The organism is Paenibacillus sonchi (assembly GCF_016772475.1).
Taxonomy (GTDB): domain Bacteria; phylum Bacillota; class Bacilli; order Paenibacillales; family Paenibacillaceae; genus Paenibacillus_AQ; species Paenibacillus_AQ sonchi.
This window is the reverse complement of sequence record NZ_CP068595.1, coordinates 237,804-262,133: the sequence shown is the minus strand read 5'-3', so window position 1 is coordinate 262,133 and position 24,330 is coordinate 237,804. Positions and strand designations below refer to the sequence as shown.

19 protein-coding genes and 1 pseudogene are annotated in these 24,330 nt (G+C 51.2%); 17 read left to right on the top strand and 3 right to left on the bottom strand.

All coding sequences use genetic code 11. From position 1 onward, the window contains the following. The first annotated feature begins 94 nt into the window (after nucleotides 1–94). A complete protein-coding gene (holA, locus tag JI735_RS01220) occupies nucleotides 95–1,114 on the top strand; it encodes a DNA polymerase III subunit delta (protein WP_039832764.1) in 1,020 nt (339 codons plus the stop codon). A 247-nt stretch (nucleotides 1,115–1,361) separates the two neighbouring features. Here the strand turns inward: holA and rpsT are convergent, their stop codons facing one another. Further along, on the bottom strand, nucleotides 1,362–1,634 hold the full coding sequence (gene rpsT / locus JI735_RS01215; protein ID WP_020428112.1) for a 30S ribosomal protein S20: 273 nt from the start codon (nucleotides 1,632–1,634) through the stop codon (nucleotides 1,362–1,364). 179 nt (nucleotides 1,635–1,813) lie between these two features. Between rpsT and gpr the strand changes: the two genes are divergently transcribed. From gpr to JI735_RS01185, 6 genes and pseudogenes are all read left to right on the top strand, one after another. Then, nucleotides 1,814–2,824 carry a GPR endopeptidase gene (gpr, locus tag JI735_RS01210; protein ID WP_039832763.1) on the top strand — a complete coding sequence of 337 codons (1,011 nt, stop codon included), beginning with the start codon at nucleotides 1,814–1,816 and terminating at the stop codon, nucleotides 2,822–2,824. Nucleotides 2,825–3,098: 274 nt separating this feature from the next. Further along, nucleotides 3,099–4,429: pseudogene (locus JI735_RS37660) on the top strand (stage II sporulation protein P). A gap of 27 nt (nucleotides 4,430–4,456) precedes the next feature. After that, nucleotides 4,457–4,972: a hypothetical protein gene (locus tag JI735_RS01200; protein WP_202676946.1), complete on the top strand. Its 516-nt coding sequence runs from the start codon at nucleotides 4,457–4,459 to the stop codon at nucleotides 4,970–4,972. 190 nt (nucleotides 4,973–5,162) lie between these two features. Further along, nucleotides 5,163–6,977 carry a translation elongation factor 4 gene (gene lepA / locus JI735_RS01195; RefSeq protein ID WP_020428117.1) on the top strand — a complete coding sequence of 605 codons (1,815 nt, stop codon included), beginning with the start codon at nucleotides 5,163–5,165 and terminating at the stop codon, nucleotides 6,975–6,977. Nucleotides 6,978–7,197: 220 nt separating this feature from the next. Next, entirely contained in the window at nucleotides 7,198–8,370 is a 1,173-nt protein-coding gene (hemW, locus tag JI735_RS01190; protein WP_039832758.1) for a radical SAM family heme chaperone HemW, read from the top strand. 74 nt (nucleotides 8,371–8,444) lie between these two features. Further along, nucleotides 8,445–8,954 (top strand): N-acetyltransferase, encoded by a 510-nt coding sequence (locus JI735_RS01185; RefSeq protein WP_085979222.1) that lies wholly within the window; start codon nucleotides 8,445–8,447, stop codon nucleotides 8,952–8,954. A gap of 572 nt (nucleotides 8,955–9,526) precedes the next feature. Here the strand turns inward: JI735_RS01185 and JI735_RS01180 are convergent. Further along, nucleotides 9,527–10,270, bottom strand: coding sequence for a hypothetical protein (locus JI735_RS01180; protein WP_051051428.1), 744 nt, complete (start codon nucleotides 10,268–10,270; stop codon nucleotides 9,527–9,529). A gap of 150 nt (nucleotides 10,271–10,420) precedes the next feature. Between JI735_RS01180 and JI735_RS01175 the strand changes: the two genes are divergently transcribed. The 6 genes from JI735_RS01175 (at nucleotide 10,421) to dnaJ (ending at nucleotide 16,944) form a co-directional block, all read left to right on the top strand. Further along, nucleotides 10,421–11,020: a TetR/AcrR family transcriptional regulator gene (locus JI735_RS01175; RefSeq protein ID WP_039832757.1), complete on the top strand. Its 600-nt coding sequence runs from the start codon at nucleotides 10,421–10,423 to the stop codon at nucleotides 11,018–11,020. A 106-nt stretch (nucleotides 11,021–11,126) separates the two neighbouring features. Next, complete coding sequence (locus tag JI735_RS01170; RefSeq protein WP_039832756.1) at nucleotides 11,127–11,945, top strand: SDR family NAD(P)-dependent oxidoreductase; 819 nt, start codon at nucleotides 11,127–11,129, stop codon at nucleotides 11,943–11,945. A 134-nt stretch (nucleotides 11,946–12,079) separates the two neighbouring features. Then, nucleotides 12,080–13,111 carry a heat-inducible transcriptional repressor HrcA gene (gene hrcA / locus JI735_RS01165; protein WP_020428122.1) on the top strand — a complete coding sequence of 344 codons (1,032 nt, stop codon included), beginning with the start codon at nucleotides 12,080–12,082 and terminating at the stop codon, nucleotides 13,109–13,111. Between the two features lie 48 nt (nucleotides 13,112–13,159). Further along, on the top strand, nucleotides 13,160–13,750 hold the full coding sequence (gene grpE, locus JI735_RS01160; protein WP_039832754.1) for a nucleotide exchange factor GrpE: 591 nt from the start codon (nucleotides 13,160–13,162) through the stop codon (nucleotides 13,748–13,750). A 100-nt stretch (nucleotides 13,751–13,850) separates the two neighbouring features. After that, the gene (gene dnaK, locus JI735_RS01155) at nucleotides 13,851–15,695 is read left to right on the top strand and encodes a molecular chaperone DnaK (protein WP_039832751.1); all 1,845 of its coding nucleotides are present in this window, start codon (nucleotides 13,851–13,853) and stop codon (nucleotides 15,693–15,695) included. A gap of 127 nt (nucleotides 15,696–15,822) precedes the next feature. Next, nucleotides 15,823–16,944 carry a molecular chaperone DnaJ gene (gene dnaJ / locus JI735_RS01150; protein WP_039832750.1) on the top strand — a complete coding sequence of 374 codons (1,122 nt, stop codon included), beginning with the start codon at nucleotides 15,823–15,825 and terminating at the stop codon, nucleotides 16,942–16,944. A 208-nt stretch (nucleotides 16,945–17,152) separates the two neighbouring features. Here dnaJ and JI735_RS37170 read toward each other — a convergent pair whose 3' ends face one another. After that, nucleotides 17,153–21,262, bottom strand: coding sequence for a S8 family serine peptidase (locus tag JI735_RS37170; protein ID WP_039832749.1), 4,110 nt, complete (start codon nucleotides 21,260–21,262; stop codon nucleotides 17,153–17,155). Nucleotides 21,263–21,919: 657 nt separating this feature from the next. On the opposite strand from JI735_RS37170, the gene JI735_RS01140 reads away from it, so the two are divergent. The 4 genes from JI735_RS01140 (at nucleotide 21,920) to JI735_RS01125 (ending at nucleotide 24,227) form a co-directional block, all read left to right on the top strand. Further along, nucleotides 21,920–22,291 (top strand): hypothetical protein, encoded by a 372-nt coding sequence (locus tag JI735_RS01140; protein ID WP_039832748.1) that lies wholly within the window; start codon nucleotides 21,920–21,922, stop codon nucleotides 22,289–22,291. A gap of 50 nt (nucleotides 22,292–22,341) precedes the next feature. Then, a complete protein-coding gene (locus tag JI735_RS01135; protein WP_020428128.1) occupies nucleotides 22,342–22,521 on the top strand; it encodes a YfhD family protein in 180 nt (59 codons plus the stop codon). Nucleotides 22,522–22,758: 237 nt separating this feature from the next. Continuing rightward, nucleotides 22,759–23,133, top strand: coding sequence for a hypothetical protein (locus JI735_RS01130; protein ID WP_039832747.1), 375 nt, complete (start codon nucleotides 22,759–22,761; stop codon nucleotides 23,131–23,133). Between the two features lie 278 nt (nucleotides 23,134–23,411). After that, the gene (locus JI735_RS01125) at nucleotides 23,412–24,227 is read left to right on the top strand and encodes a DUF2935 domain-containing protein (RefSeq protein ID WP_039832746.1); all 816 of its coding nucleotides are present in this window, start codon (nucleotides 23,412–23,414) and stop codon (nucleotides 24,225–24,227) included. Nucleotides 24,228–24,330: the final 103 nt, after the last annotated feature.

Genomic DNA, 24,330 nt, shown 5'->3' with positions numbered 1-24,330 from the left:
GGAGTTGCTCCGTTTTTGCGCAGAGATAAGACTTTGTATGCTTCACGCTTTTTGTTACAATAATCAGAGACGAAATGGAAAAGGAAGTGGCGGGATGGATGCCAAAGCGGCGGCCAAAGACATCAGACAAGGGAAAATTTCGCCGCTCTATGTGCTGTACGGGAGCGAGAAGTTCCGGATGAATGAATTTGCAGCCTTTCTGGAGGAGCACCTGATTGCCAAAGAGGACCGGGATTTTGCTGTCATCCCCTTTGATCTTTCCGAGACGCCGGTGCAGGCGGTCGTGGAGGAAGCGGAGACTGTGCCGTTCATGGTGGAGCGGAAGCTGCTGCTGGTGCGTGATGCCTCTCTGTTCACCGCAGGAAAGGACAATGCCAAGATAGAACACCGGGTGGAGGTTCTCAGCGATTATATGCAGCATCCGGCGGAGTTTAGCGTGATCGTCTTCATGGTCAACAGTGACAAGCTGGATGAGCGCAAAAAAATTGTCAAGACGGTCAAAACCGCAGGAACGGTGCTGGCTTTTAATCCGCTGGGAGCAGAGGAGCTGCTGCGCTGGGTCGAAAAGGGCGTGCGTGACCGCGGCTGCGAGCCGGCACAGGGAGCCGCTGCGGTTCTTGTAGCGAACGCCGGAACCGGACTGCAGGGGCTGTCGGCAGAGATGGACAAGCTGTGCCTGTTCGCCGGCAAGGGCGGAATTGTGGATGCCGCAGCCATAGAGAGCCTGGTGCACCGCGGGACGGAGCAGAATGTGTTCACACTGGTGGAGGATATCGCTAATCTGCGCCTCGACAAGGCGCTCAATACGCTCTATGAGCTGCTGAAGCAGCGGGAGGAGCCGATCAAGATTGCCGCGCTGATTGCCAGGCAGTTCCGGATTATTTTGCAGGTCAAGGATTTGTCTGCCCAGAGCTACTCGCAAGGCCAGATCGCTTCACAGCTGGGGCTGCATCCGTACGCCGTCAAGCTGGCGGGGGAGCAGGCCCGCAAGTTCGAGAGCCAGCGCCTGCGGCAGATCCTCAGCTTCCTGGCCGATCTGGATTACCAGATGAAGACCGGGGCCATCGACAAGGTGCTGGGCCTGGAGATGTTCATGCTGCGTTTGGGTGCCTAGCAGCATCTGTGGTCTGAGTGAATAGCATTGAGCCTGTCCGCAGCGCCGGTATGTGCTGCGGACAGGCTTTTGATCTTTTCTATTATAGATAAGATGTATGTAAACTTAGGGGAAATAGCATCGGCTAGTGTGCAGCGAAATAACAGCAGAATTGCTGTTGTTGGAGCGCCGGCGCACAAAAAAACCTAACCGTATGCAGCATAACGGTCAGGTTCTTAAAGTGCGCATTATTAATGTCGCCCTTGGCTTAGGCTTGAGCCTTAAGAGCGTTCAATTTCTTCGCCAAGCGGGATTTTTTGCGGGCAGCCGCATTTTTATGAACCAGGCCTTTGGTTACAGCCTTGTCCAGCTTTTTGGAAGCAGCTTGGAAAGCAGCTTGAGCAGTTTCCACTTCTGTACCAGTCAGAGCTACATCAGCAGTTTTCACGGCTGTACGAAGCGCGGATTTCTGGGAAGCGTTCAGTGCACGGCGTTTTTCGGTCGTCTTGACGCGTTTTACCGCGGATTTGATATTTGGCATTGCATTCACCTCCTGAAAGACATTCGAAATCATCAAATGATTCACAACTTAAAATAGTTTAGCATGACCTCTCATAAAATGCAAGACTAAAGCTTTGAAATTTAACCTTTCCGGGCTGTATAAACCATGGCCTTCTCTCGCACACTATCACCAATATGTAAAAGGAGGCTGAACTTATAATGGAACTGGATCTTCAGCTGTATTCGGTACGCACAGATTTGGCGCTGGAAGCAAAGGAAATGGCCCAGGGACCGCAAAAAACGCCCATTCCCGGTGTGAACGAAGAGGTGGAGGAGGCGGATGGCATCAAGGTTACCCGTCTTGCCGTGGCTAATGATGCGGGTTCGCAGGCCATCGGGCGTGCCATCGGAAATTACGTAACCCTGGAGGTTCCCGCGCTGCGCGGCGGTGATACCGGACTGCAGCAGAAGGTGTCCGTGGTTTTTGCCCGTGAATTTGAGCATTTCATGGACAGAATCGGCATTGACCGCAACTCTTCTGTTCTGATTGTTGGTCTAGGCAACTGGAACGTGACTCCCGATTCACTGGGACCGCTCGTTGTGGAGAATTCGCTGATTACCCGCCAGTTCTACGAATTGGTTCCCGATCAGGTCTCCCCGGGCTACCGCAATGTAAGCGCGATTGCGCCGGGCGTGCTGGGTCTTACCGGTATTGAATCCAGCGAAGTGGTTCAGGGGATCATCGACCGTACCAAGCCGGATGTGATAATTGCTATAGATGCGCTGGCATCCCGCTCACTGGAACGGATCAATACGACGATTCAAATCGCCGACATCGGCATCCATCCCGGATCAGGAATCGGCAATAAACGCCGGGGGCTGACTAAAGAGATACTGGGTATCCCCTGCATCGCTATCGGCGTTCCTACGGTCTGCTATGCTTCGACCATTGTGAACAACGTGCTGGAGATGATGAGCAGGCATTTTGGGCAGGCTGGAGCCGGGGCCACGCAAACTAAAGAAATCATGGGCATGCTGGACGACATCTCTGAGCACGAACGGCTGTCGCTGGTCAAAGAGGTGCTGGAGCCGCTTGGACATGATCTCATTGTGACCCCAAAGGAGATTGATGAGTTTATTGAAGAAATCGCTAATATCGTAGCCAGCGGACTGAACGCTGCGCTGCATGAGGCTGTTGATCCGGGGAATGTAGGGGCGTATACCCACTAACCAGCCTAACGGTTCAATCTTTCCTGCCCCCTGTCTGCCTTTTCCTGGTCCCCCCTGTCCGGGTCCGCAGTTCAAATCGGTCTGCCCCAGTCTGCCTATCCGCAGATTGAGGCGGGCTTTTTTACATATCAAGATGTATATATCGGGTTCCCCATCACATAGAGAGCGTCCGGCTCTTCTTTTTGTTCTCTCATTTCCGGTTCTAGCATTCCTTTTCCGCTCATAGATTGGGAGTATAAGAGATTACAGAGGGCTGGAGGAGGACATAACAATAATGAACAGAAAATGGTTTCAGCTATGGAATATCGGCCGGCTGCGGAGCAAGCTGCTGGATGTTCTGTCGCTGGGGAAAACGATGCTGCTGCTGGCCGGAGGTTCACTTGTATTTTTTATGCTGCTTGGCGCCGGCGGATTGGCCGGACAGAAGCTGAACTCTTCGCCCGTTCCTTCAATGAAGGGTCTGGCGGCTTCCTTATCAAGCGGGTTTTTTATGGAGCTGCTGGGCATGGAGGTTCCGCATCTGCCGAAAAGTGAAGAGCCGTCTGCATTTTCAGGCAGGAACGTAACCTCCTTCGTCTTTCGGATGCTGACCAGTGTGGACCCCGGGGACCCGAAAAGCCTGCTCTCCCGCGAGGTTCCGGGCCTGGCTGCCGATGATCCGTTTCTGCTGCGGCTTGGCTCAGGCGGTGCTAAAGATGCTCCTGCGGACTACCATCCGGGAACGGATGAATTGGCCGCCGGAGATTCAGAGGCCCATGGTACCGGAGACGATGCGGCAGGAGGGACCGGAACAGAACCTTCACATGGCGATGGGGTGGACGAGCCTGGCGGAGAAGAGACTGAACCTACTGCAGCACCGGACGCGGCAGGCGGCAACGGCAGTGCAGCTACACCCGGCAGCAGCAGACAGGAGGCTTCGACCAAACGGATTTTAATCTATCATTCCCACCCCGCGAGGCCTACAACCCGCTGCTGGGCGTTGAGAGTGACAACCCAAGTTCAGCTGTTCCTTCCAAAAATGTAATGCTGGTAGGCTCATATATTGCCAAAAGACTGGAGCAGCGCGGAATTGGTACAGTTCATGCGCAAGAGGATTACGCTACGACAGTGCCGGATTATAATTGGAACTTTTCCTATAAATATTCGCGCATGACTGTCAAGGCAGCGATGAGCACCCATCAGGAGATGACTGAAATGATTGATATTCACCGTGATTCACAGCGGCATGGCAAAACCACTGCCGTCATTAACGGAAAAAGTTACGCCCAGGTGTATTTTATCCTCGGACATGCGAATAAAAATTGGAAGAAGAACGAGGCGTTCGCCAATAAAATCCATCAGCTGCTGGAAAAAAGCTATCCCGGTGTTTCCCGCGGCATTTGGGGGAAATCTTCCGGCAACGGCAACAACGGGGAATACAATCAGACGCTTTCGCCTAACAGTGTATTAATTGAAGTGGGCGGGATCGATAATTCAGAGGATGAGCTGAAACGGACAGCGGATATCCTGGCCGATGCCATTGCCGATGTCTACTGGATCAGCCAGGATGCGGAAAAAGCGGCTGCGCCTGACACTGGTGCAGACACAGTGCAGCAGAGTAATTGATTACACGAGGCAAAGGAGGCGTATGAAATGACGCGGTTCGGTAAAAATCTGGTTATGGTCGGCTTGTGGGCCGGCATCGGCATATTGATAGGCATGCAGTTCGGCAGCAGTGGAGGTGGCAGCGGCGGGGGGAGCGGAAGCCCCAGGGCTTCTACAGTTTTGCCGGGCTGGAGCGGTGCAGCCGGGACGGCCCCGACTGCACCAGCCGGTCAGACGGCAGGTACCCGCACCGTTCCCCCGGCAGGTGCGGTACAAAGCGGGCAGGCTTATGTGTATGTTCCCGTGTCTGTTGATCCTGTAACGGGTGAATATACAGTTGTCCCGGTGCAGCCGCAAACCACGGCGGGACCTGCTGCGGGCGGGAATCTGCCGCAGCAGGAGGTTCCGGACTACAGCAGGATGAGTCCGGAGCAGATTCTTATCCCGGAAGAGCAAAAGCCGACAGTAGACAAGCTGGCTGACAAAACAGCAGGGCTGCTGCAAGAGGCCTCGCAGAAGAGCATCCGCTGGGTGGTCTCGCTGTTCGACTCCGCTGAGAAATAAGCTGCTTATACCGTACTGCGCAGTAATTTTTGGAAAACAATTGGCGGCTGCGTCTCCCCGGAGGGAGCAAGTCCGCTTTTTTCTGTGCTCCGGACCTTTTCTTTACGTGTCCGGCGCAGGCGGGATTGATGGGTGAAGCGCGTACTGTTATAATAAGTGGATTAACATTAGGCTGTCTGTGGGGTAAGGAATGACTGACGTTCAGAAAAGACAACAACAAATCCGCAATTTCTCGATTATTGCACATATAGACCATGGCAAATCGACACTGGCCGACCGCATTTTGGAATACACTGGTGCGCTTACTTCGCGCGAAATGCAAGAGCAGGTGCTTGACCAGATGGACCTGGAGCGCGAACGCGGTATCACCATCAAGCTTCAGGCTGTGCGCCTGACTTATCGTGCTGACGACGGTCAGGAGTACTTGCTGAACCTGATTGATACACCGGGGCACGTCGATTTCACCTATGAGGTTTCCCGCAGCCTTGCCGCCTGTGAAGGCGCGCTGCTCGTAGTGGATGCAGCCCAGGGAATCGAAGCACAGACACTGGCTAACGTATATCTGGCCTTGGATAACAATCTGGAAATTCTTCCGGTGATCAACAAAATCGATCTGCCGAGCGCTGACCCCGAACGGGTGAAGCAGGAGATTGAGGATGTGATCGGACTGGATGCCAGCGAAGCTGTGCTGGCTTCTGCCAAAGCAGGCATCGGGATTAAGGAGATACTGGAGCAGGTGGTCAAGCAGGTTCCGGCGCCTTCCGGCACCTCCGACGCTCCGCTGAAGGCGCTGATTTTTGACTCCCACTATGATCCGTACAAAGGTGTTATCGTCTATGTCCGCGTTATCGACGGCAAGATCCGTGCCGGCTCGAAGATTAAGATGATGGCCACCGATAAGGTATTTGACGTTATTGAGGTGGGCGCATTTATGCCGCGCATGAGCATCGTGGAAGAGCTGAACATTGGGGATGTCGGCTTCATCGTAGCCGGCATCAAGCATGTCGGCGACACACGGGTCGGGGATACGGTAACGGATGCCAAGAATCCGACACCGGAGCCGCTGCCGGGCTACCGCAAGATTAACCCGATGGTGTACTGCGGGCTGTATCCGATCGAAACCTCGGATTACAACGATCTGCGCGAAGCGCTGGAGAAGCTGCAGCTGAACGATGCTTCGCTCAGCTTTGAACCTGAAAGCTCAAGCGCGCTGGGTTTTGGCTTCCGCTGCGGCTTTCTGGGACTGCTGCACATGGAGATCATTCAGGAGCGTATTGAACGTGAATTCAATCTGCCGCTGATCACTACCGCGCCAAGCGTTATTTACCGCATCAAGCTGACTAATGGCGAAACACTCCAGATTGACAATCCGTCACACTATCCGGAGATCGGAACCATTGATTATGTGGAGGAGCCATACGTCAAGGCCGGGATTATTGTCCCGAACGACTACGTGGGTACCGTAATGGAGCTGTGCCAGAACAAACGCGGCGAATTCGTCAATATGGAGTACCTGGATTCCAACCGGGTTACCATCACTTATCAGATTCCGCTGTCGGAGATTGTGTATGACTTCTTTGACCAGTTGAAATCGGGTACGAAGGGCTATGCGTCCTTTGATTATGAAATTTCCGGCTACCGCCAGTCCAATCTGGTGAAGATGGACATTCTCCTGAACGGAGAACAGGTTGATGCCTTGTCGTTCATCGTCCACCGTGACCGCGCCTATAACCGCGGCCGCATCATCTGTGAGAAGCTGCGCGGAATCATCCCCCGGCAAATGTTCGAAGTGCCGATCCAGGCTTCTGTCGGCACGAAGATTGTGGCCCGCGAGACCGTTAAGGCGATGCGCAAGAACGTACTGGCCAAATGCTACGGCGGCGATATTTCGCGTAAGCGGAAGCTGCTGGAGAAGCAGAAGGAAGGCAAGAAGCGCATGAAGCAGGTCGGCAGCGTTGAGGTTCCGCAGGAAGCGTTCATGGCGGTGCTTAAGATTGATGAGTAAGTCAAGCTAAGCACCGGTGCCTGACGGCCGAATGCCGGAATGCCAGTGTTAACATGCTTGATGCAGATCTACCCATAAGCGAATGCCTAAAAGGGAAGCCGCCAGGCTTCCCTTTCCGGCTAGCTGTTTGCAAGGAATAAATAAATATAGAAGAGAAACAAACGGCACGGTCCAATATGTAAATCTAAAGTTCAACTTATATAGAACAAAGGAGACAGCTATGACAAACCCGATTAATGGCCGTCCCCCTGAGGCCGTATACATTCACATTCCATTTTGCACGAATAAATGCTTCTATTGTGATTTCAACTCCTATGTCCTGAAGGATCAGCCCGTCATGGATTACCTGCGTGCGCTGGACCGGGAGATGGAAATGACGGTAAAGCACACACCGCCTGGTGTGATCAAGACGATTTTTGTCGGCGGGGGAACACCTACGGTGCTTAAACCGGATGAGATGGCTTATTTTCTGAAATCGGTCCGCACGCACTTTCCCCAGTGGGATGAGAATATAGAGTTCTCGATGGAGGCCAATCCCGGCACCACAGATAAGGATAAGCTCGCAGTTATGAAAGAGGGCGGCGTCAACCGGGTCAGCTTCGGCGTGCAGGCATTCCAGAATGAACTGCTGAGCGGCATCGGACGCATCCACAATGTGGATGATGTCTACCGCAGTCTGGAGAATGCGCGCAGTGTCGGACTGCATAATCTGTCAGTGGATCTGATGTTCGGTCTCCCGAACCAGACTGTGGATATGCTGAGAGAGAGCGTCGGCAAAGCGCTGGAGCTTAATCTGCCGCACTATTCCATCTATAGCCTTAAGGTTGAGGAAAATACTTTGTTCCACACCCTGTTCAACAAGAACAAGCTTCCGCTGCCCAGTGAAGAGGATGAGCTGGAAATGTATCTTCTGCTAATGTCCACGATGGAGGCTGCGGGCTATGGGCAATACGAGATCAGCAATTTCGCCAAGCCGGGGATGGAGAGCCGTCACAATATTACGTACTGGCGCAATGAGGATTATTATGGCCTCGGTGCGGGAGCGCATGGATACGTGAAGCGGCAGCGGCATATGAATATCAAGGGTGTCAACCCGTATATCGAGGCTTCGCACAGCGGGCTGCCGCGTCTGGACACCTTCCGGATTTCCGAGCAGGAGGCGATGGAGGACTTCATGATGGTCGGGCTGCGGATGCGCGAGGGCGTGTCGGATCAGGCGTTCCGGGCACAGTTCGGGAAGTCTTTGCAGGATATTTTTGCGGGATCGCTGAAAAAAATGCTGGCCGCCGGCCTGATCGAGCAGGATGGAGATGCCTACCGTCTAAGCAAGCAGGGCATCCTGTTCGGGAATGATGTGTTCGGTGAATTTGTCGGAGTTCTGACGGAAGTTTAATTTTAAAATACCCCTTGAATTGTAATTCACCCTGTTGTATATTTATTCATATTAACAACAAGGGGTGAGTCAAAGTGCTTGTCAAAACGGATGGGGTCCGCCAGCCAGCTCCTGCGGGAGACCATAAGGTGATATGCAGAAATGCTACAGTGGAGGATGTAGAGCCGCTGTATTTAATGATAGAGGAATACGCCCAGCGCGGTATTATGCTTCCCCGTTCCAGGCAAGCACTGACCCGCCAGATCGACCAGTTCGTGATCGCGGAATTGGACGGCAAATTCATCGGCTGCGGATCGCTGTTCAGACTGGGCGCTGATCTCGTAGAGGTGCGTTCCATTGGATTGCGCGATGAGGGCAAAGGCAAAGGCGTAGGCTCGATGATTCTGGAGAAGCTGACGGAAGAGGCCAGACGCCAGAAGATTCCCAAGATCATGGCGCTGACCTATGCAGTGGATTTCTTCCTTAGAAACGGCTTTACCGTCGTGGAGAAGGAGATTTTCCCGGAGAAGGTCTGGACCGATTGCGTGAACTGCAAGAAGCAGCATGCCTGCGATGAGATCGCCGTGCTGAAGAAGCTGGATTAAGAACCGGAGCGGACATCAGGCCTGCGGAATGGACGATTCCTCCCAATTAACGGATTTCCTGTCCGCATCAGCCGCGGATCGGTCATGAAGATAGCTTATCGAGTCCGCAGAGAAACCCAAGCAAAATTGCCCAGTCAACCATACATGTTTTAACCACGGTATATCATCGAGAGTTATGCATGCTGCAAAACAATGTGAACTCTAAGCAAGTTAAAAGACGCTAATACAGCAACCACTTTTCAGCAGGGCATAAGCCCTTTGCGGAAAAGTGGTTTTTTTTAAAAGATAAGGATAGCGGACAGAGGAGACTTTATTTTGCCAAAAACCTTGCTTTTTCAGCGGATGCGGACTCAAGAGTCGTTATATCGTTCGATGGAGCCTGGAGTAAAGGGGAAAGGGACAAATAAAGGCATCTCAGTCCGCTCCCTGCAGAATGGAAGAATTCTCCGGAATAACGGCTTTCCTGTCCGTAATGGCTGCGGATAGATCATGAAGGCATACAACGATCAGTCTTCAGCATGCCCCCGTTGATTTTGGAGCGGTTGGGAATCCCTGGGGCCATAAGCCCCGTGTTATTGTGCATAAATCAGCTTGCGCTGCGCTTCCACCAGCCGGGCCAGCTCAGGTGTGGCATAGCCGGAAGGATGGAACGCCGCAAACATCGCGTTGTAGACCATTCTTCTGCTCGAACCGTCGTTCAGTTCCAATTCCAGCCAGTATTTATCTCCGACCCACTGTTTGGTTTCTTTGGCCAACTGGCGAAATGGAACATATTTCAGCTTAGGATATTCCCGGATGAATACGGCAGAGGCTTCCGGTGTAAAATCCTTCAGCGGACTCCCGTCCATACCGCTGACAAAACGTACTGTTTTGATTTTGCCTTCAATATCCAGCAGATCGTTAAGGGTCCGGGCAGAGGGATTATCAGTAGCCTCATACAGCCTGTCCCCTGCCATCAGCCGGGCTGCGGCTTTGTAGCCCTTCACCTCGTAGAGCTGCGTACCCACTTCCAGCAGCGTGGCATCCCCATCCTGCATGGGATCACGCGGACAAGTATGGTCTGCTTTGCGGTAGCGGATTTTGCCGACCTTATCCCCTGTTTTCAACCCGCTGATATCTCCATCGCTATTTTCCATATAGATAATGCCGTTCCACCGGAGGACAGAGGCGTAATCAACGTCTCCGTAATAGCACTTATATGGACCTGCCTTCTCCGGCATCCCACCCGGCCCCCGCTCCCGGATGCAGCCAGACAGCATAAGCACGGTCATCATTAGAATGAATGCAGCCAAGATCCGTTGCCTTGGTGACTTCATGGTACATCCCCCCTGAAAGAACAGACGAAGAAGCGGGGAATTGGTTGCATTATCCATCCGGGAAATATGGTTTTCTCTTGAATAAAATATAAAGCCGCTGTATTCTATTAATTAGGACGTTCGTTCAATTTCATCAAGGATGGTACGGCTATGAATAAAAGGCATTATGATAGTGAAGAAACAAGGTCACTCATCGCGGACAAGGCGGGAAGGCTTTTTGCACAAAAGGGTTTTGCCGGAACCTCGATTGCGGATATTTCCAGGGAGTCCGGCTGCAGCAAGGGGCATATTTATTATCATTTTGAAAATAAAGAAAAGCTTTTTGTTTATCTCGCGCTGGAAACGATGCGTTCCTGGAAAGAGCGCTGGGAGGCAGTATCCGTCAATTATGGCACGGCTGTGGAGAAGCTGTACGCCATGGCTTCCTTTGTTCAAAACAACTACAAAACGCCGCTGCTTCGGGCCGGACAGGAATTGGGCAGCAATCCGGCCACTTCACCGGAGACAGTGACACAGCTGAGAGGGCTCGCTTCAACACCCATGCAGGCTTATAATGAAATTTTCAGGCTGGGCATGGAGACAGGAGAGTTCGACCTTGGAGAAGAAGAACTGGAGTCCACAGGGTTCTTGTTTGGAACTTTACTGGGCGGACTGTGTCAATACCTGTATACAATGGAGAATGAGCCGCTGGAGGCGCTGTTTCAGCGCAGTGTGACTATTTTTGTAAACGGGATTAGCCGGAAAGGGTAAAGGGAAGCAGATTCCCTTCTGCTTGACTTGATTAGAACGAACGTACTATTTTGTTCCAATGTGATATAAAGTTTACCACCATACATAAGAATAGGGGAGATAATGAATGGATCAGATTCAGCGGGTTGGAATCGTTACCGGGGGTGCTTCAGGGATTGGCAAGGCTTTGTGCAAGGAACTCCTAAAAAGAAGGGTGTACATTGTCATTGCTGATCTGAATGCGGAGGAAGGGGTTAAGACGGTGGCTGAGCTTGAGGGCTTGGGCGGAGCATGCCGCTTTGTTCAGGTGGATGTCGCGGATGGTCCGGCGGTGGGGGAAATGGTCAGGGGCGTTTACCGGGAATTTGGGCGTTTGGATTATATGTTCAACAATGCGGGGATTGCGATGTACGGCGAGATCGGGGATATGACGCAGCAGAACTGGCAAAGGATTCTGGATGTCAATCTGTGGGGAGTAATCCACGGTGTGCAGGCAGCTTATCCTTTAATGAAGGAGCAAGGTTCCGGCTGTATAGCGAATACAGCATCTGCGGCGGGACTGGGGCCGGCTCCGGGCAGCGGTGCTTATTCGGCCGCGAAACATGCGGTGGTGGGGCTGACGGCATCCCTTCACTATGAAGCTGAAGCTTATGGGGTTAAGGTAAGCTGCTTGTGTCCGGCGTTTGTCGACACTCCGATTTTTGAACGCGGCGAGGCCGTGCATATGGATAAGAAGAAGGTCCTTGCCCAGGTAAAAAAGCAAAAGCTGATGACTCCTGAACATTTTGCCGGTATTGCTTTTAAAGGAATAGAGAGGAATGAAGCGCTTGTCAATCCGATGCCGCTGCGCCGGACGATGGATGTTGTGTTCACCCTTTTTCCTTCTCTTCACCGTAAAGTAATGCGGCTGGTCTGCCGTACAACACGGGAAGCCCGGCTAGGCTGAAATGGGCGCAGCCAAGATACTGAACTGACTTGACAATGTCAAGGTCAGTTTGGTATTTTTGTATTAGTGGTTAGCACTCATCTAACCAGAGTGCTAACGAATCAGGAGCCGGAGCCGACAGGAGGGGATTTTGCATGTTAACCGAACGCCAGAAAATGATATTGAATGCCATCGTAGATGATTACATTACTTCTGCCGAGCCGGTTGGTTCGCGAAGCATTTCCAAACGGGGAGATGTGGGCTACAGTCCTGCAACGATCCGCAACGAAATGGCCGACTTGGAGGATTTGGGCTACCTGGAACAGCCGCATACTTCAGCAGGACGAATTCCTTCCCATAAGGGCTACCGCTACTATGTGGATCATCTGGTCCCGTGGAATTCCGCTGAATCGGCTGAATTGGACACGATCCGCGCCTTTTTTGCTGAGAAGCTTAATGCAACGGAGCAGGTTATCCAGCATGCGGCGATGATTCTTTCCAATATGACGAATTACACTTCCATCCTTTTGGGGCCGGAGGTTTTTCATACTTCATTGCGCCATTTCCAGCTGCTGCCGCTGGATGACAGAACCGCTGTGGCGATCATTGTTACCAGTACCGGCCAGGTAGAGAATAAGACCGTAAGTATCCCGCCGGAGATTTCTCTGTCCGAGATGGAGAAAGTGGTTAATCTGCTGAACAGCAAGCTGGTGAATGTACCGCTCTACAAGCTGAAGAGCCAGCTCTATTCCGAGCTTGGGGAGGAAATGCAGCGCCATATCTCCCACTACGAAGAATTAATGAAGGTGCTGGATACAGCACTGGAGAGTGACCATGAACAGCGCATCTATCTCAGCGGAGCGACCAATATGCTTACCCAGCCGGAGTTCAAGGACGTCGACAAGGTGAAGGATATTCTCGATTTGCTGGAAGAAACACCTACTTTGCTCAAAATGCTTGCTCCCGCATCCGGAGGAACCGGCATGCAGGTGCGTATCGGCATGGAGAATAAGCATGAGGCTTTTGCCAACTGCAGTCTGATTACAGCCACATATTCGCTGGACGGCAAGGCGCTTGGAAGCATCGGCATCCTGGGTCCGACCCGGATGGAATATGCACGCGTAATGGGAATACTAGGGATTCTGTCCCGGGATTTGACAGCGATGCTGGCACACTGGTATAAGTGAACAGAGCGTAAATGTTTTCGTGACTGATATTAAGGAGGTGAAGACAACTTGAAAGAGGAAGAGATTCAGGATTCCAATGAAATTAAAGATCAGGTAATACATGAGAATCAGGCAGCCGATGAGGCTGAAGCAGTCCGCGAGGACGGTGCAGCAGCTTCAGAAGAGGCCATCGGGGAGGCTTCAGGCAAAGGTGAAGAGGCCAAACGCCTGCAGGAGCTGGCAGATGAATATCAAGGGCGTGTGCTGCGTGTGCAGGCTGATTTTGACAACTTCCGCCGCCGTACCCAGAAGGAAAAAGAGGAACTGGCGCAGTATGCCACCTCTAAGCTTGTAGGTGAGCTGCTTCCGGTGCTGGACAACTTCGAACGTGCCATTGCCACAGTTCCGGCTACTCCGGAATTCGAAGCTTTTAACAAAGGCGTGAATATGATTTTCCAACAGCTGGAAGGGGTATTGAAGTCTGAAGGCCTTGCAGCTATGGAAACGGTAGGACAGCCTTTCAACCCTGAATATCATCAGGCCATCATGCAGGTGGAGAGCGAGGAGCACGAGGAAGGCATCGTGACGGAGGAAGTCCAGAAGGGCTATCTCCTGAAGGATAAGGTGCTTCGTCCCGCCATGGTTAAAGTCAGCATGTAGTCCTGTCTATATATGCCGGATGTTAATGAAATGAACAAATTACTTAATCCAAAATCCAACTGGAGCCATGGCTCCATATCATTTTGAGGAGGCACTTACAGTGAGTAAAGTTATCGGTATTGACTTAGGAACCACCAACTCTTGCGTTGCCGTAATGGAAGGCGGCGAAGCTGTCGTTATTCCGAATCCGGAAGGCGCACGCACAACCCCATCGGTTGTCGGCTTCAAGAAGGACGGCGAACGTATTGTCGGCGAAACAGCCAAACGCCAGGCGATTACGAACCCTGACCGCACCATCGCTTCAATTAAGCGCCATATGGGCACGAACCACAAAGAAAGCATCGACGGCAAAGACTACTCGGCACAAGAGATCTCGGCCATGATTCTGCAAAAGCTGAAATCCGATGCCGAAGCATATCTGGGACAACCGGTTACGCAAGCGGTTATCACGGTTCCTGCGTATTTCAATGACAGCCAGCGTCAAGCTACCAAGGATGCGGGCAAAATTGCCGGTCTGGAAGTTCTGCGTATCGTCAACGAACCAACCGCAGCGGCGCTTGCTTACGGTCTGGAGAAATCCGAAGACCAAACGATCCTCGTCTATGACCTTGGCGGCGGTACGTTCGACGTATCCATCCTTGAGCTGGGCGACGGCTTCTTCGAAGTAAAAGCTACAAGCGGCGACAACCGTCTTGGCGGCGACGACTTCGACCAGGTGGTTATGGATTATCTCGTGGCCGAATTCAAAAAAGAGCAGGGCATCGACCTGAGCAAAGATAAAGCAGCAGTACAACGTCTGAAGGATGCTGCGGAAAAAGCGAAAAAGGAACTGTCCGGCGTACTGACCACGACAGTATCCCTTCCGTTCATCACGGTCGTTGATGGCGTGCCTCAGCACTTGGAAGTTAACCTGACCCGTGCCAAATTCGATGAGCTGACTGCAGGCCTGGTAGAACGCACGCTGGGACCTACCCGCCAAGCGTTGAGCGATGCAGGCATGACTCCGGCCGATCTGAACAGAATCGTGCTCGTGGGCGGTTCCACACGTATTCCAGCCGTACAGGATGCAATCAAGAAGCTTACCGGCAAAGAGCCTCACAAAGGCGTTAACCCGGATGAAGTGGTAGCCCTTGGTGCAGCCGTACAAGCGGGTGTATTGACCGGTGACGTAAAAGACGTGGTCTTGCTGGACGTAACTCCGCTGTCTCTGGGTATTGAAACTGCAGGCGGCGTGTTCACGAAGATGATCGAACGCAACACTACGATCCCTACAAGCAAATCACAGGTCTTCTCGACCTTTGCCGACAACCAGCCAAGCGTGGAAATTCACGTGCTGCAGGGTGAACGCCAGATGGCGAACGGCAACAAAACCCTGGGACGTTTCATGCTGAACGAGATTCCACCGGCACCGCGCGGCGTACCGCAAATCGAAGTAACCTTCGATATTGACGCCAACGGTATCGTAAATGTATCGGCAACCGATAAAGGCACTAACAAGAGCCAGAAGATCACCATCACTTCCTCCAGCGGCCTGAGCGACGCGGAAGTAGAACAGATGATGAAGGATGCCGAGCTGCATGCTGAGGAAGACCGCAAGCGCAAAGAATTGGTGGAAGCGAAAAACTCTGCGGACCAGCTCGTGTATTCTACAGACAAAGTAATCAAAGACCTGGGCGACAAAGCCGACGCTTCCGAAGTAGACAAAGCTAACGCTGCCAAGGATAAGCTGAAAGCAGCTCTGGAAACCGACAATCTGGAAGAAATCAACGCAGCTACAGAAGCGCTGACCGAGATTGTACAGCAATTGTCCGTGAAGCTGTATGAACAGGCTGCACAGGCAGAGCAAGGCGCAGAAGGCGGACAGGGAGCCGCTGAAGGCGCGAAGAAAGACAATGTCGTAGACGCTGACTACGAAGTTGTTGACGACGAGAAGAATCAAGGGTAACCTTAAACGATAAGTTTATTCTGTACAAAGGGAAGGTCAAGACCGGGCATCCCGTGTTTTGACTTTCCTTTTAACATGTTACAGGGAAACCTGAGTATTAGAGTATTGATGTACGGAGGTGAAAGCAGTGGCAGAAAAACGCGATTATTATGAGATTCTAGGGCTTAGCAGAGATGCGTCAGATGACGAAGTGAAGAAGGCATACCGCAAGCTGGCGCGCCAGTACCACCCGGACGTCAATAAGGCCAGCGATGCGGAGGAGAAATTCAAGGAAGTGAAGGAAGCCTACGATGTGCTCAGCGACGGCCAGCAGCGCGCGCGGTATGACCAGTATGGGCATATTGATCCTAACCAGGGTATGGGCGGCGGCTTTGGCGGCGGCGGAGACTTCGGCGGGCTTGGCGATATTTTCGATATGTTCTTCGGCGGCGGCGGACGCCGTGATCCGAACGCACCGCAGCGCGGCGGCGATTTGCAGTACACTATGACCATTGAGTTCAAGGAAGCGGTATTCGGCAAAGAGACCGATATCACCATTCCGCGCACCGAAACCTGCGACACCTGCTTTGGCTCCGGTGCCAAGCCTGGAACCAAACCGGAGACCTGTTCCGTATGCCACGGCAGCGGCCAACAGGAATTCGTGCAGAATACACCGCTTGGACAGATGCGTAACCGCAGACCTTGCTCCCATTGCTCCGGCACAGGCAAGATCATCAAGGAGAAATGCACAACTTGCGGCGGTCAAGGGAAAGTCAAGAAGCAGCGCAAGATCCATGTGCGTATCCCGGCCGGAGTCGATGACGGCGCTCAGCTGCGCATGACCGGCGAAGGCGAAGGCGGTACACGCGGCGGCCCTCCTGGGGACCTGTACATTGTGATCCGTGTGAAGTCGCATGATTTCTTCGTCCGCGAGAACGATGATATTATGTGTGAGGTTCCTCTGACCTTTGCCCAGGCGGCACTTGGCGACGAGATCGAGATTCCGACACTGACGGAAAAAGTGAAGCTCAAGATTCCGGCAGGCACTCAGACCGGAACCTTCTTCCGGCTGAAAGGCAAAGGTGTTCCCCGCCTGCGCGGCTCCGGAACAGGCGATCAGCATGTACGGGTGATCGTCGTGACGCCAAGCAAGCTCAGTGACGAGCAGAAAGACCTGCTCCGCCAGTTTGCCTCTTATGACGGTGAGAATACACATGAGCAGGAGCAATCCTTCTTTGACCGCGTGAAGCGTGCGTTCCGCGGAGACTGATGGGTGAGCATAGGCTTACCCGGCAATAAATATAGAATACAGCCAAAAGGCTGTGCATCCTGTTTCAGGACGCACAGCCTTTTGGCTTGATACAATGATTCACCATAGGTCTTGAAGCCTTCGGGATGCGCTTCAGGACTCTTTGTGTTGTATAAAGCGCCAGGGTTTCTCCGTTCAACCTGGAGAAACCCTGGGCTTATTTCAACTGCTAGATCAACCCAACTTTGCTCAGCAATGTGAAGAGAGCGGCAGCTGCCGTCTCGCGTGTTGCCGGAGCAGTAGGATTGAAGGAGTTGCCCACATCACTGCCGATGACGCCAGCTTGGGACAGGGTTTGCAGGCTGTCCTTCGCATAAGGTGCTACTTTGGCACTGTCGGTGTACGTAGTGAATGAAGGGTTAGCAGCCTTCAGTTCTGTTCCTGTCAGCTTGAGGGCTCTGTCCAGAATGACAGCAAGCTCTTGACGGGTTACTTTTTGAGTTGGAGCAAATTTACCTTTGCCAACGCCCAGGATCAGGCCTGCTTTGGAAGCAGCAGCAACATCTTTGGTGTACCAGTCAGATGATTTCACATCGGAGAAGGTTGCATTGGCATCGGTGCGCAGACCGAGTGCACGGGTCAACAGTGCTGTGAACTCAGCGCGTGTCAGATTGCTCTGCGGTGAGAATGTTGTGGCTGAAGTGCCTTGGATAATCAGCTTGTCGGCCAGAGTCTTAATGGCATCGGCCGATTTGGAAGAAGCGATATCCGTAAAGGCAGCAGCCGGCTTACTCACTGCAGCGTATACCGAGAAGCCTGGACGGCTTACGGTAACGATTGTGGTTCCATCCGTCTGAGGAGTGAAGACGGAACCAACCGGGGTAACCAGTCCATTGTCCTCAAATAGCACACCGGCAGTATTGTTTTGAATAGCACCAGGTACTGTAAAGGATCTCTTGATGAAAACATTATTTGGAACGTTCAAGTAAGTGCTGCTTGTAGCTGTAGACCATGAAGCTTCGAAGGATACTGGTGTTCCAATTACTTTTGAACCGGCAGTATTTGCCGTCAGCTTGCTTGCGGCGTCTGGCTCTTGCTTAATAACGAGCTTCAGGCTTTGGCCGGCAGGAGAAGCTGCCAGCAGGGATACCGGCAAGGATACTGCAGAACCGCTAATGCTTACAATAACCGAGCTGCCAGCTTGAATGCCGGCCAATAGTTTCACTTGATCTGCAGTCAGGCTCAGTTCAGCAGCTTTGTCAGTGATAGTGCCCACGGATATCACAACCGCTGTCTTGGAGGCAGCCGCTTTTGCCAGAGCGGTCTTCAGATCGCTGTCGCTAACGGTTACTGTCGTCACGCCATTCTTCGAGGAAGTTACAGGCGTTACAGTTACCTGTTGGGCTCCTGCTTCTACAAGGGATTTAACTGTGCCTGGGACCACAGGTGTGCTTGGCGTTACAACTGTACCGCCACCGCCACCGCCTCCACCGCCGCTGCCGCCACTGGAGACCGTTATATAGCGGAATGAGGTGTAGGTGCTGTAGTAAGTGTCATTGTTCAAATCAATCTTAATCGGCGTCTTCGTGTTGTCTTCCGCGGTGATTCCGAGAATTTCAAGCTTGTAGACCCCGTCCGTAATGTTTGCTACTGCAGGGTTGCCGTTGGCATCAACGATAGGATCACCATTGAGGTCATATGGATGGTAGGTGGCACCTATAACCGTGCTGTAGCTGCCAGGTGCAAAGAATTTATCTGGTGAACCCGTAGTGGATACCTGGAAGGAACCTTTCTTCACATCATCAAGACCAACCAGATTTACTTCATAGTAGTTAATATCTTTAGCTTTCAGTTTGTAGTTCAGAACAGCACTTGCATTGGAGTAGACGATCGGCTGGCTGATCACTGCCTCCTGTATGCCTGTGCCCCAATCCGGTTGTTCAGCCTTATCATTTACATGGACTGTAAATGGAAGGTGCAGCGTCGGCTGTCCTTCGGCTGTCAGAATAACATTACCTTGATAAGCCTGTTTTGAATTGGCGTCAGGTGCAACAGCGACATTCAAATTAAATCCGCTTGTGCCGTGTGCGGAAGCTGTTACGGTTGTTTTATCCAATGCAGCAGTAACCTTTCCATCTCCATAATTCCATTTAATGGAGGCGGTGTAAGCGACATCGCTGCTGCTGAGGTTCTTTAACTGCAGTGTTTTGCTGCTCTTCGAGCCTGGAGTCAACACCCCAAAACCTGTTGAAGGGTTGTAGTTGGTGACACTCTGGGCAACATAATTCTTGTCCAGAATAGTAATTGGCTCAACAGCTTCGAGCAGAGCCGGCGTCAAAATTGCATTCTCAACATTGGCCCGTCCAGGACCTTGAATGTACAGGTCTTCCGGAGCATTATCGTACAAGATAGGATCTGCAGTGTTTGCCAGAACGGCACGAATGTCAAACGGTGTATATTCCGGATGCGCCTGCTTGATCAGGAGGGACAAGCCCGCCACATGGGGGGTTGCCATGCTTGTACCGCTGATTCGGCTGTAAGCTTTGGAATAATCTCCGCCATATGCTGGCCATGTGGACAGCACTCCGTCACCAGGAGCAACAATGTCAGGTTTGATGCTCAGATTGCCATCAACATTTGGACCCCAGGAGGAGAAGCTGCTCATGGTATCGCCTGTTGTCATTTCATGGTTATATTCTGAACCAAAAGTGAAATAGGTAGGGTTGTTTCCATTTTCCTTAATCGCTCTGGCTAACTTGCGGCCTTTCAAGCCTTCAATGTCGAACGTCGGAATATTGTCGTATCCATTGCCCAGATTCACACCGATGAAGCCGGAACGCTCGGTGTAGCTTTCGTCCAGAATAGCTTCACTCTTACCGTCCACCTTCTTGGCATTGCCGTTGAAAATTACAATTGCTCTGGCATGATGCGCCTTTGCATTCGCAATTTTGTCTACAAAGCCCAGATCACCGCGGGATACCAAAACGATGGAACCGCTGATGTCTTCATCAGGATAATCTTCCTCTGCCCCGAGGTCTGCATACACCACGCGGACAGGCTTTGTGCCAATGATATTGGTGAAATCATCGTTTGCCAGCTCATATGCCATCATGTTAAACGGAAAATAGGTATCATAAGTAACGGAGGTTACCGAGTTTGCGATTTCCGCCTTGAATTCGCCAGAGTAAGCATCGATAGGACTGGTTACTGAACCTACAGAGATTGCCAGCTGGGAAGCTGCAGGGGAACCGAGTGAAAAATATCCGGCTTCACCATTGTTGCCATTGGCAATAACGGCTGTTACGCCTGAAAGTACAGCATTATTAATGGCGATGGAATCCGGGGAGTTCACATCTTTTTCGGAATCAGAACCCAGGGACAGGTTGATAACATCCATGCCATCCTTTACCGCATGCTCGATGCCGTCGATGACTTGGGCGGATGATCCGGAAGAAGTGCTCGGTTTCTCAAGATTGCGTCCCAGTACCTTGTACACATAAAGCTCGGCTCCTGGAGCTACGCCCTTTTGGGCAACATCGCCTTTGGCTGCATATTGTCCGATAATCGTACCGGATACATGCGTGCCGTGATAGGTACCGGCATACCCTACGCCGTATTCATCCTCCTCAGGGGTCAGAGGCACTTCTTCATAAGGATCATTGTCCTGATAAAAGGAGTCATAGCCGCCTTTATAGGCTGCTGCGATGTCCGGATGCTTATAGTCTACACCGGTATCGATAACACCGACTTTCAGCCCGGCACCGTTAAATCCCTTAGCTTCGGCCCAATCCGCATGGATTTGCTTAAGTGGAGCGTTGTCGTTTCTGTAAGTGGCTTCGGTAACTGTCTGATCAGGGAGGGCGTACCAGGTGCTGTTAGGATAAATGGAAGTAACGCCGGAAATCTTAGCCAGCTCCGGAATCTTGTCCGCCGGAACAGTGACTTCGAAACCGTTGAGTATAGTGTCATACTTGTAGTTGACGGTCAGGTCAATGCCTTTGGCTTCTGCCTGGTCAAGCACATCGGCCTGTTGGCTTTTCACCGCAGCTTCAGTAGCTGTTTTGGCTAGAGCCGAGATTCCCTGCTTGGCGGCATATTTGCCCACAGCAGCAGGCTGGCCGCTTAATTGGACAATGACACGAACATTACTTGAGGATTTGGTGTTGATCTGTGGAGAAATAAAAGTCTGGTTTGATGGATTCAAAGATGCAAGATGATTGCTGGTTGATGGTGTCTGCAAGCTGCTGGCGGCAAATGCCGCTCCCGGAATCATACCGGCTGTCACACCGAGTGACAATGCCAATATAGACAGCTTACGAGGTAGTCTTGTCCACTCCAAATGTAATCCCCTCCATGTTATGTTGTTGGTTCTGGCCACATCTCTCCTGCAACAGACAGCGGTTCGGATTCTCCTTTTCTATTGATCCATTTTATTTCCGTCTAATATACTAGGAAAAATATTAAGAAGATTTTACCACCGGTAAAATGTAAAATCTACATTAAATTTATAAAGTTTTTTGAGAGTGTTCTTTTTTGATGAAGCAAAATATGACATATAAATACTATATAGGACATTTGGGGGGCAGGAAAAGCCAAGAAAAGCAAAAAAACAACAAATAAATTGCGACTTAAGTCATAAAATATGACATAAATTAGGGATGTGAAACATTTGGAAAATGATATCGGGTGATACGGATTGAAAGCTGTATCTAGCGTTTATCATCCCCCTTGGCAGATTGAATGTCGGGGTAAAGATGTGGACTTCCCTGTTAAAAATTACATTTATTTTATAGTTCAGCGGCGGAATGTTATATACTACTTTTGTACCATATTCAGGCAGAAATGCAGCGGGAGCCTGCTGTTCCAAGTTCTTTTGCAGGAAAATTAAGATTTAGATGATGGCGCTTCATGGCCATGCGCATAATTTTCTCCCTTTGAATGCAAAATACAAAGACACATTTGTGTATGGCATTCCAGAAAGAAAGCAGGGGTAGAAATGTCCGAAAAAAGTATACTGGCTTATTTCAAAAGTCCCGAAGAAGCGGAGGCAGTATCCCGTAAGCTCCAGTCACTCCGGGTCATTGATATGTCGATTAACCGTTTCAGCAAATATCCGGGCGATGATCAATATTCCGGCAATAATCCGCTGACGGGGGATATTCCCAGTCTGGCAACCATGACGCTTAATTCAACACCCGATACCCGCTCGGCCGGGATTCTGGCGGCTGCGGATGCGAGTGCCAGCGGCATGAGCCATGGCGGGGAGGGCGGACCTACGGGACGGGACATTTTGCTGACGGTTGTATTAGATGCAGGGGTTTTTGATCAGGCCTTATCGCTGATTGAAGAGGCTGGCGGGATGATCTGATGCCTGAAGTAAACTTCTCATATAAATAAAGCATGGAGGCTGGAGCTCAAATGGACAGAGAAAACTCAAAAATCTTCTCCAAGACTGACAAGATGAAAATGCTCTATGAAGCAAAAGCGGAGGATGTAGTCTATTCTGCCGCAGATGCGGACGAGGATGATCTCGAGGCACAGGACCGCTCACTGGAAGCGGACAAACGCCAGCTTCATGAAATTATGAAGAAGGAATAGCCTGAAGAGGCTTATCGATGCGCCAAGCTTGAATTTTTCCGGGTCAATGTAAAAGTCGATATAATGAAAGCGCCCCACGCCTGTGGGGTATTTTTGTGCTTAAGGCTGAGATTTCTGCCTATCAAAGTTCACTGCCGCCGAAGCCGTTCTTGATGGAGGAAAAAGAAGCTGAAGTTTCTGCTTGCCTGACGCTTGGGCGTGTATAATTGAGCAGAGAGGTTAAGTGGAGGGATAAATATGGATAACATGATGTTATGGGTCGGACTGGCGCTGGTTGTGGCGCTGCTCACTTTTTTGAACCAGAAGCAGGTGTACTCCCCGGGAGTCAAACGGGCGTATCGTGAACTGCAGGAGCTTACGGGCAAGGTCCGCAGCGGGCAATCCGGGGACGCCGATGCGGACCGGTGGGAGAAGGCGCTTACCGAAATGGACAAGCATCCGAATGAATTCAATAAGCTGGAAGCGGAAATTGGCATAAGGCGGGCTTTTGTCACATATCTTGAGCAGCATTATCCGCAGGACCCGCGGCTTCCTGAACTCAGGGAAACGGCATCTTACCAGAAAGACTCTGTCTGGGGCATCAAAATCGGAGATTATGGCTCAAAAAAGTAAAGGAAATTCAGGAAATTATATAGTGTAAAAAAGTGTGTATATTTTGGAAGCTTGACTATGTTCACCCGCCAGGGTGATCCGACAATAACAGTGAGTGGTTTCACTTCCTGCCGATGAAGACAAGGAATCAAGAGCTACGCCGCAAACCGCTGAAAAGCGGTTTTTTTATGCTGGAGGCCCGCTTTGCTTAAAGTGTAAGAGTAAAAGATCATAGGGGACAAAAAGTATCCATATGCTTAGATGTAGGTGAATTAAAATGTCCGCGGGGAGGGATTGAATTGAATGAATTTGTTGCCCGGTCGCTAGATGAAATACGCTTTTGGTCCAGGATCATGAAGGAGCATTCATTATTTTTGGGTCTGGGGTTTAGAGCGGAGGATACGCAGCTAAAGAATGAAGCTAACCAGTTTTACGCTGTTTTTGAGGATATCGAGAGAAGAGCCTATGAATTTCAGCCCGATACTGACCCTCACATCATTCAGGCTTTTAACACAGAGGTTCGGGTTGCGGCTACTAACATTTGGGCATTCAAAAGAAAGGTGCTCGGCCTTATATTGCAATGCAAGCTTCCGGGACAAACCAACTTCCCTTTGCTGGTAGACCATGTGAGCCGGGAGGCTAATTATTTCCGTAACCGCTTGGAGGAGCTTAACTCAGGAACACTCGAACCGCTGCCTGATGCCATTATTGACGAGAATGTCTTTTTCCTGAAGATCATGGCCGATCATGCCAAATTTATCAGTCATTTGCTTGACCCGTCGGAACGGAAACTGGTGGATCAAGCGCGGGAATTCAGCAATGACTTTGATAAGCTGGTGTTTCAGGCAGTGGATTTGAGCCACATGCGTCCTCAGTCCCAGACGGTTCCGCTCCTCAGCCAATTCGTGGACGAAAACCGTGTCTCTGTAAAATCATTGCGTGACTTCAAGAAAACAGCACGTGACTTGATCGAGGAATGCCGGATAAAAAGCATCATCCATCCTTTGTTGGCGGACCACGTATTCCGGGAAGCCGAGCGGTTTCTCTTTATTCTTGATATGTTCGACCAATCCTTATCCGGGGTTAAAGTGAACAAGCGGGAAATTTTATTTTAGACATTCAGAAAGTGGATGAAACCGTCGGGGATAGTTAGATCAGGTGAAAATCGGGGAAGCCCCGGACGAGATGTTCAGACCCGTGGGACTCCCCTGACTTTTG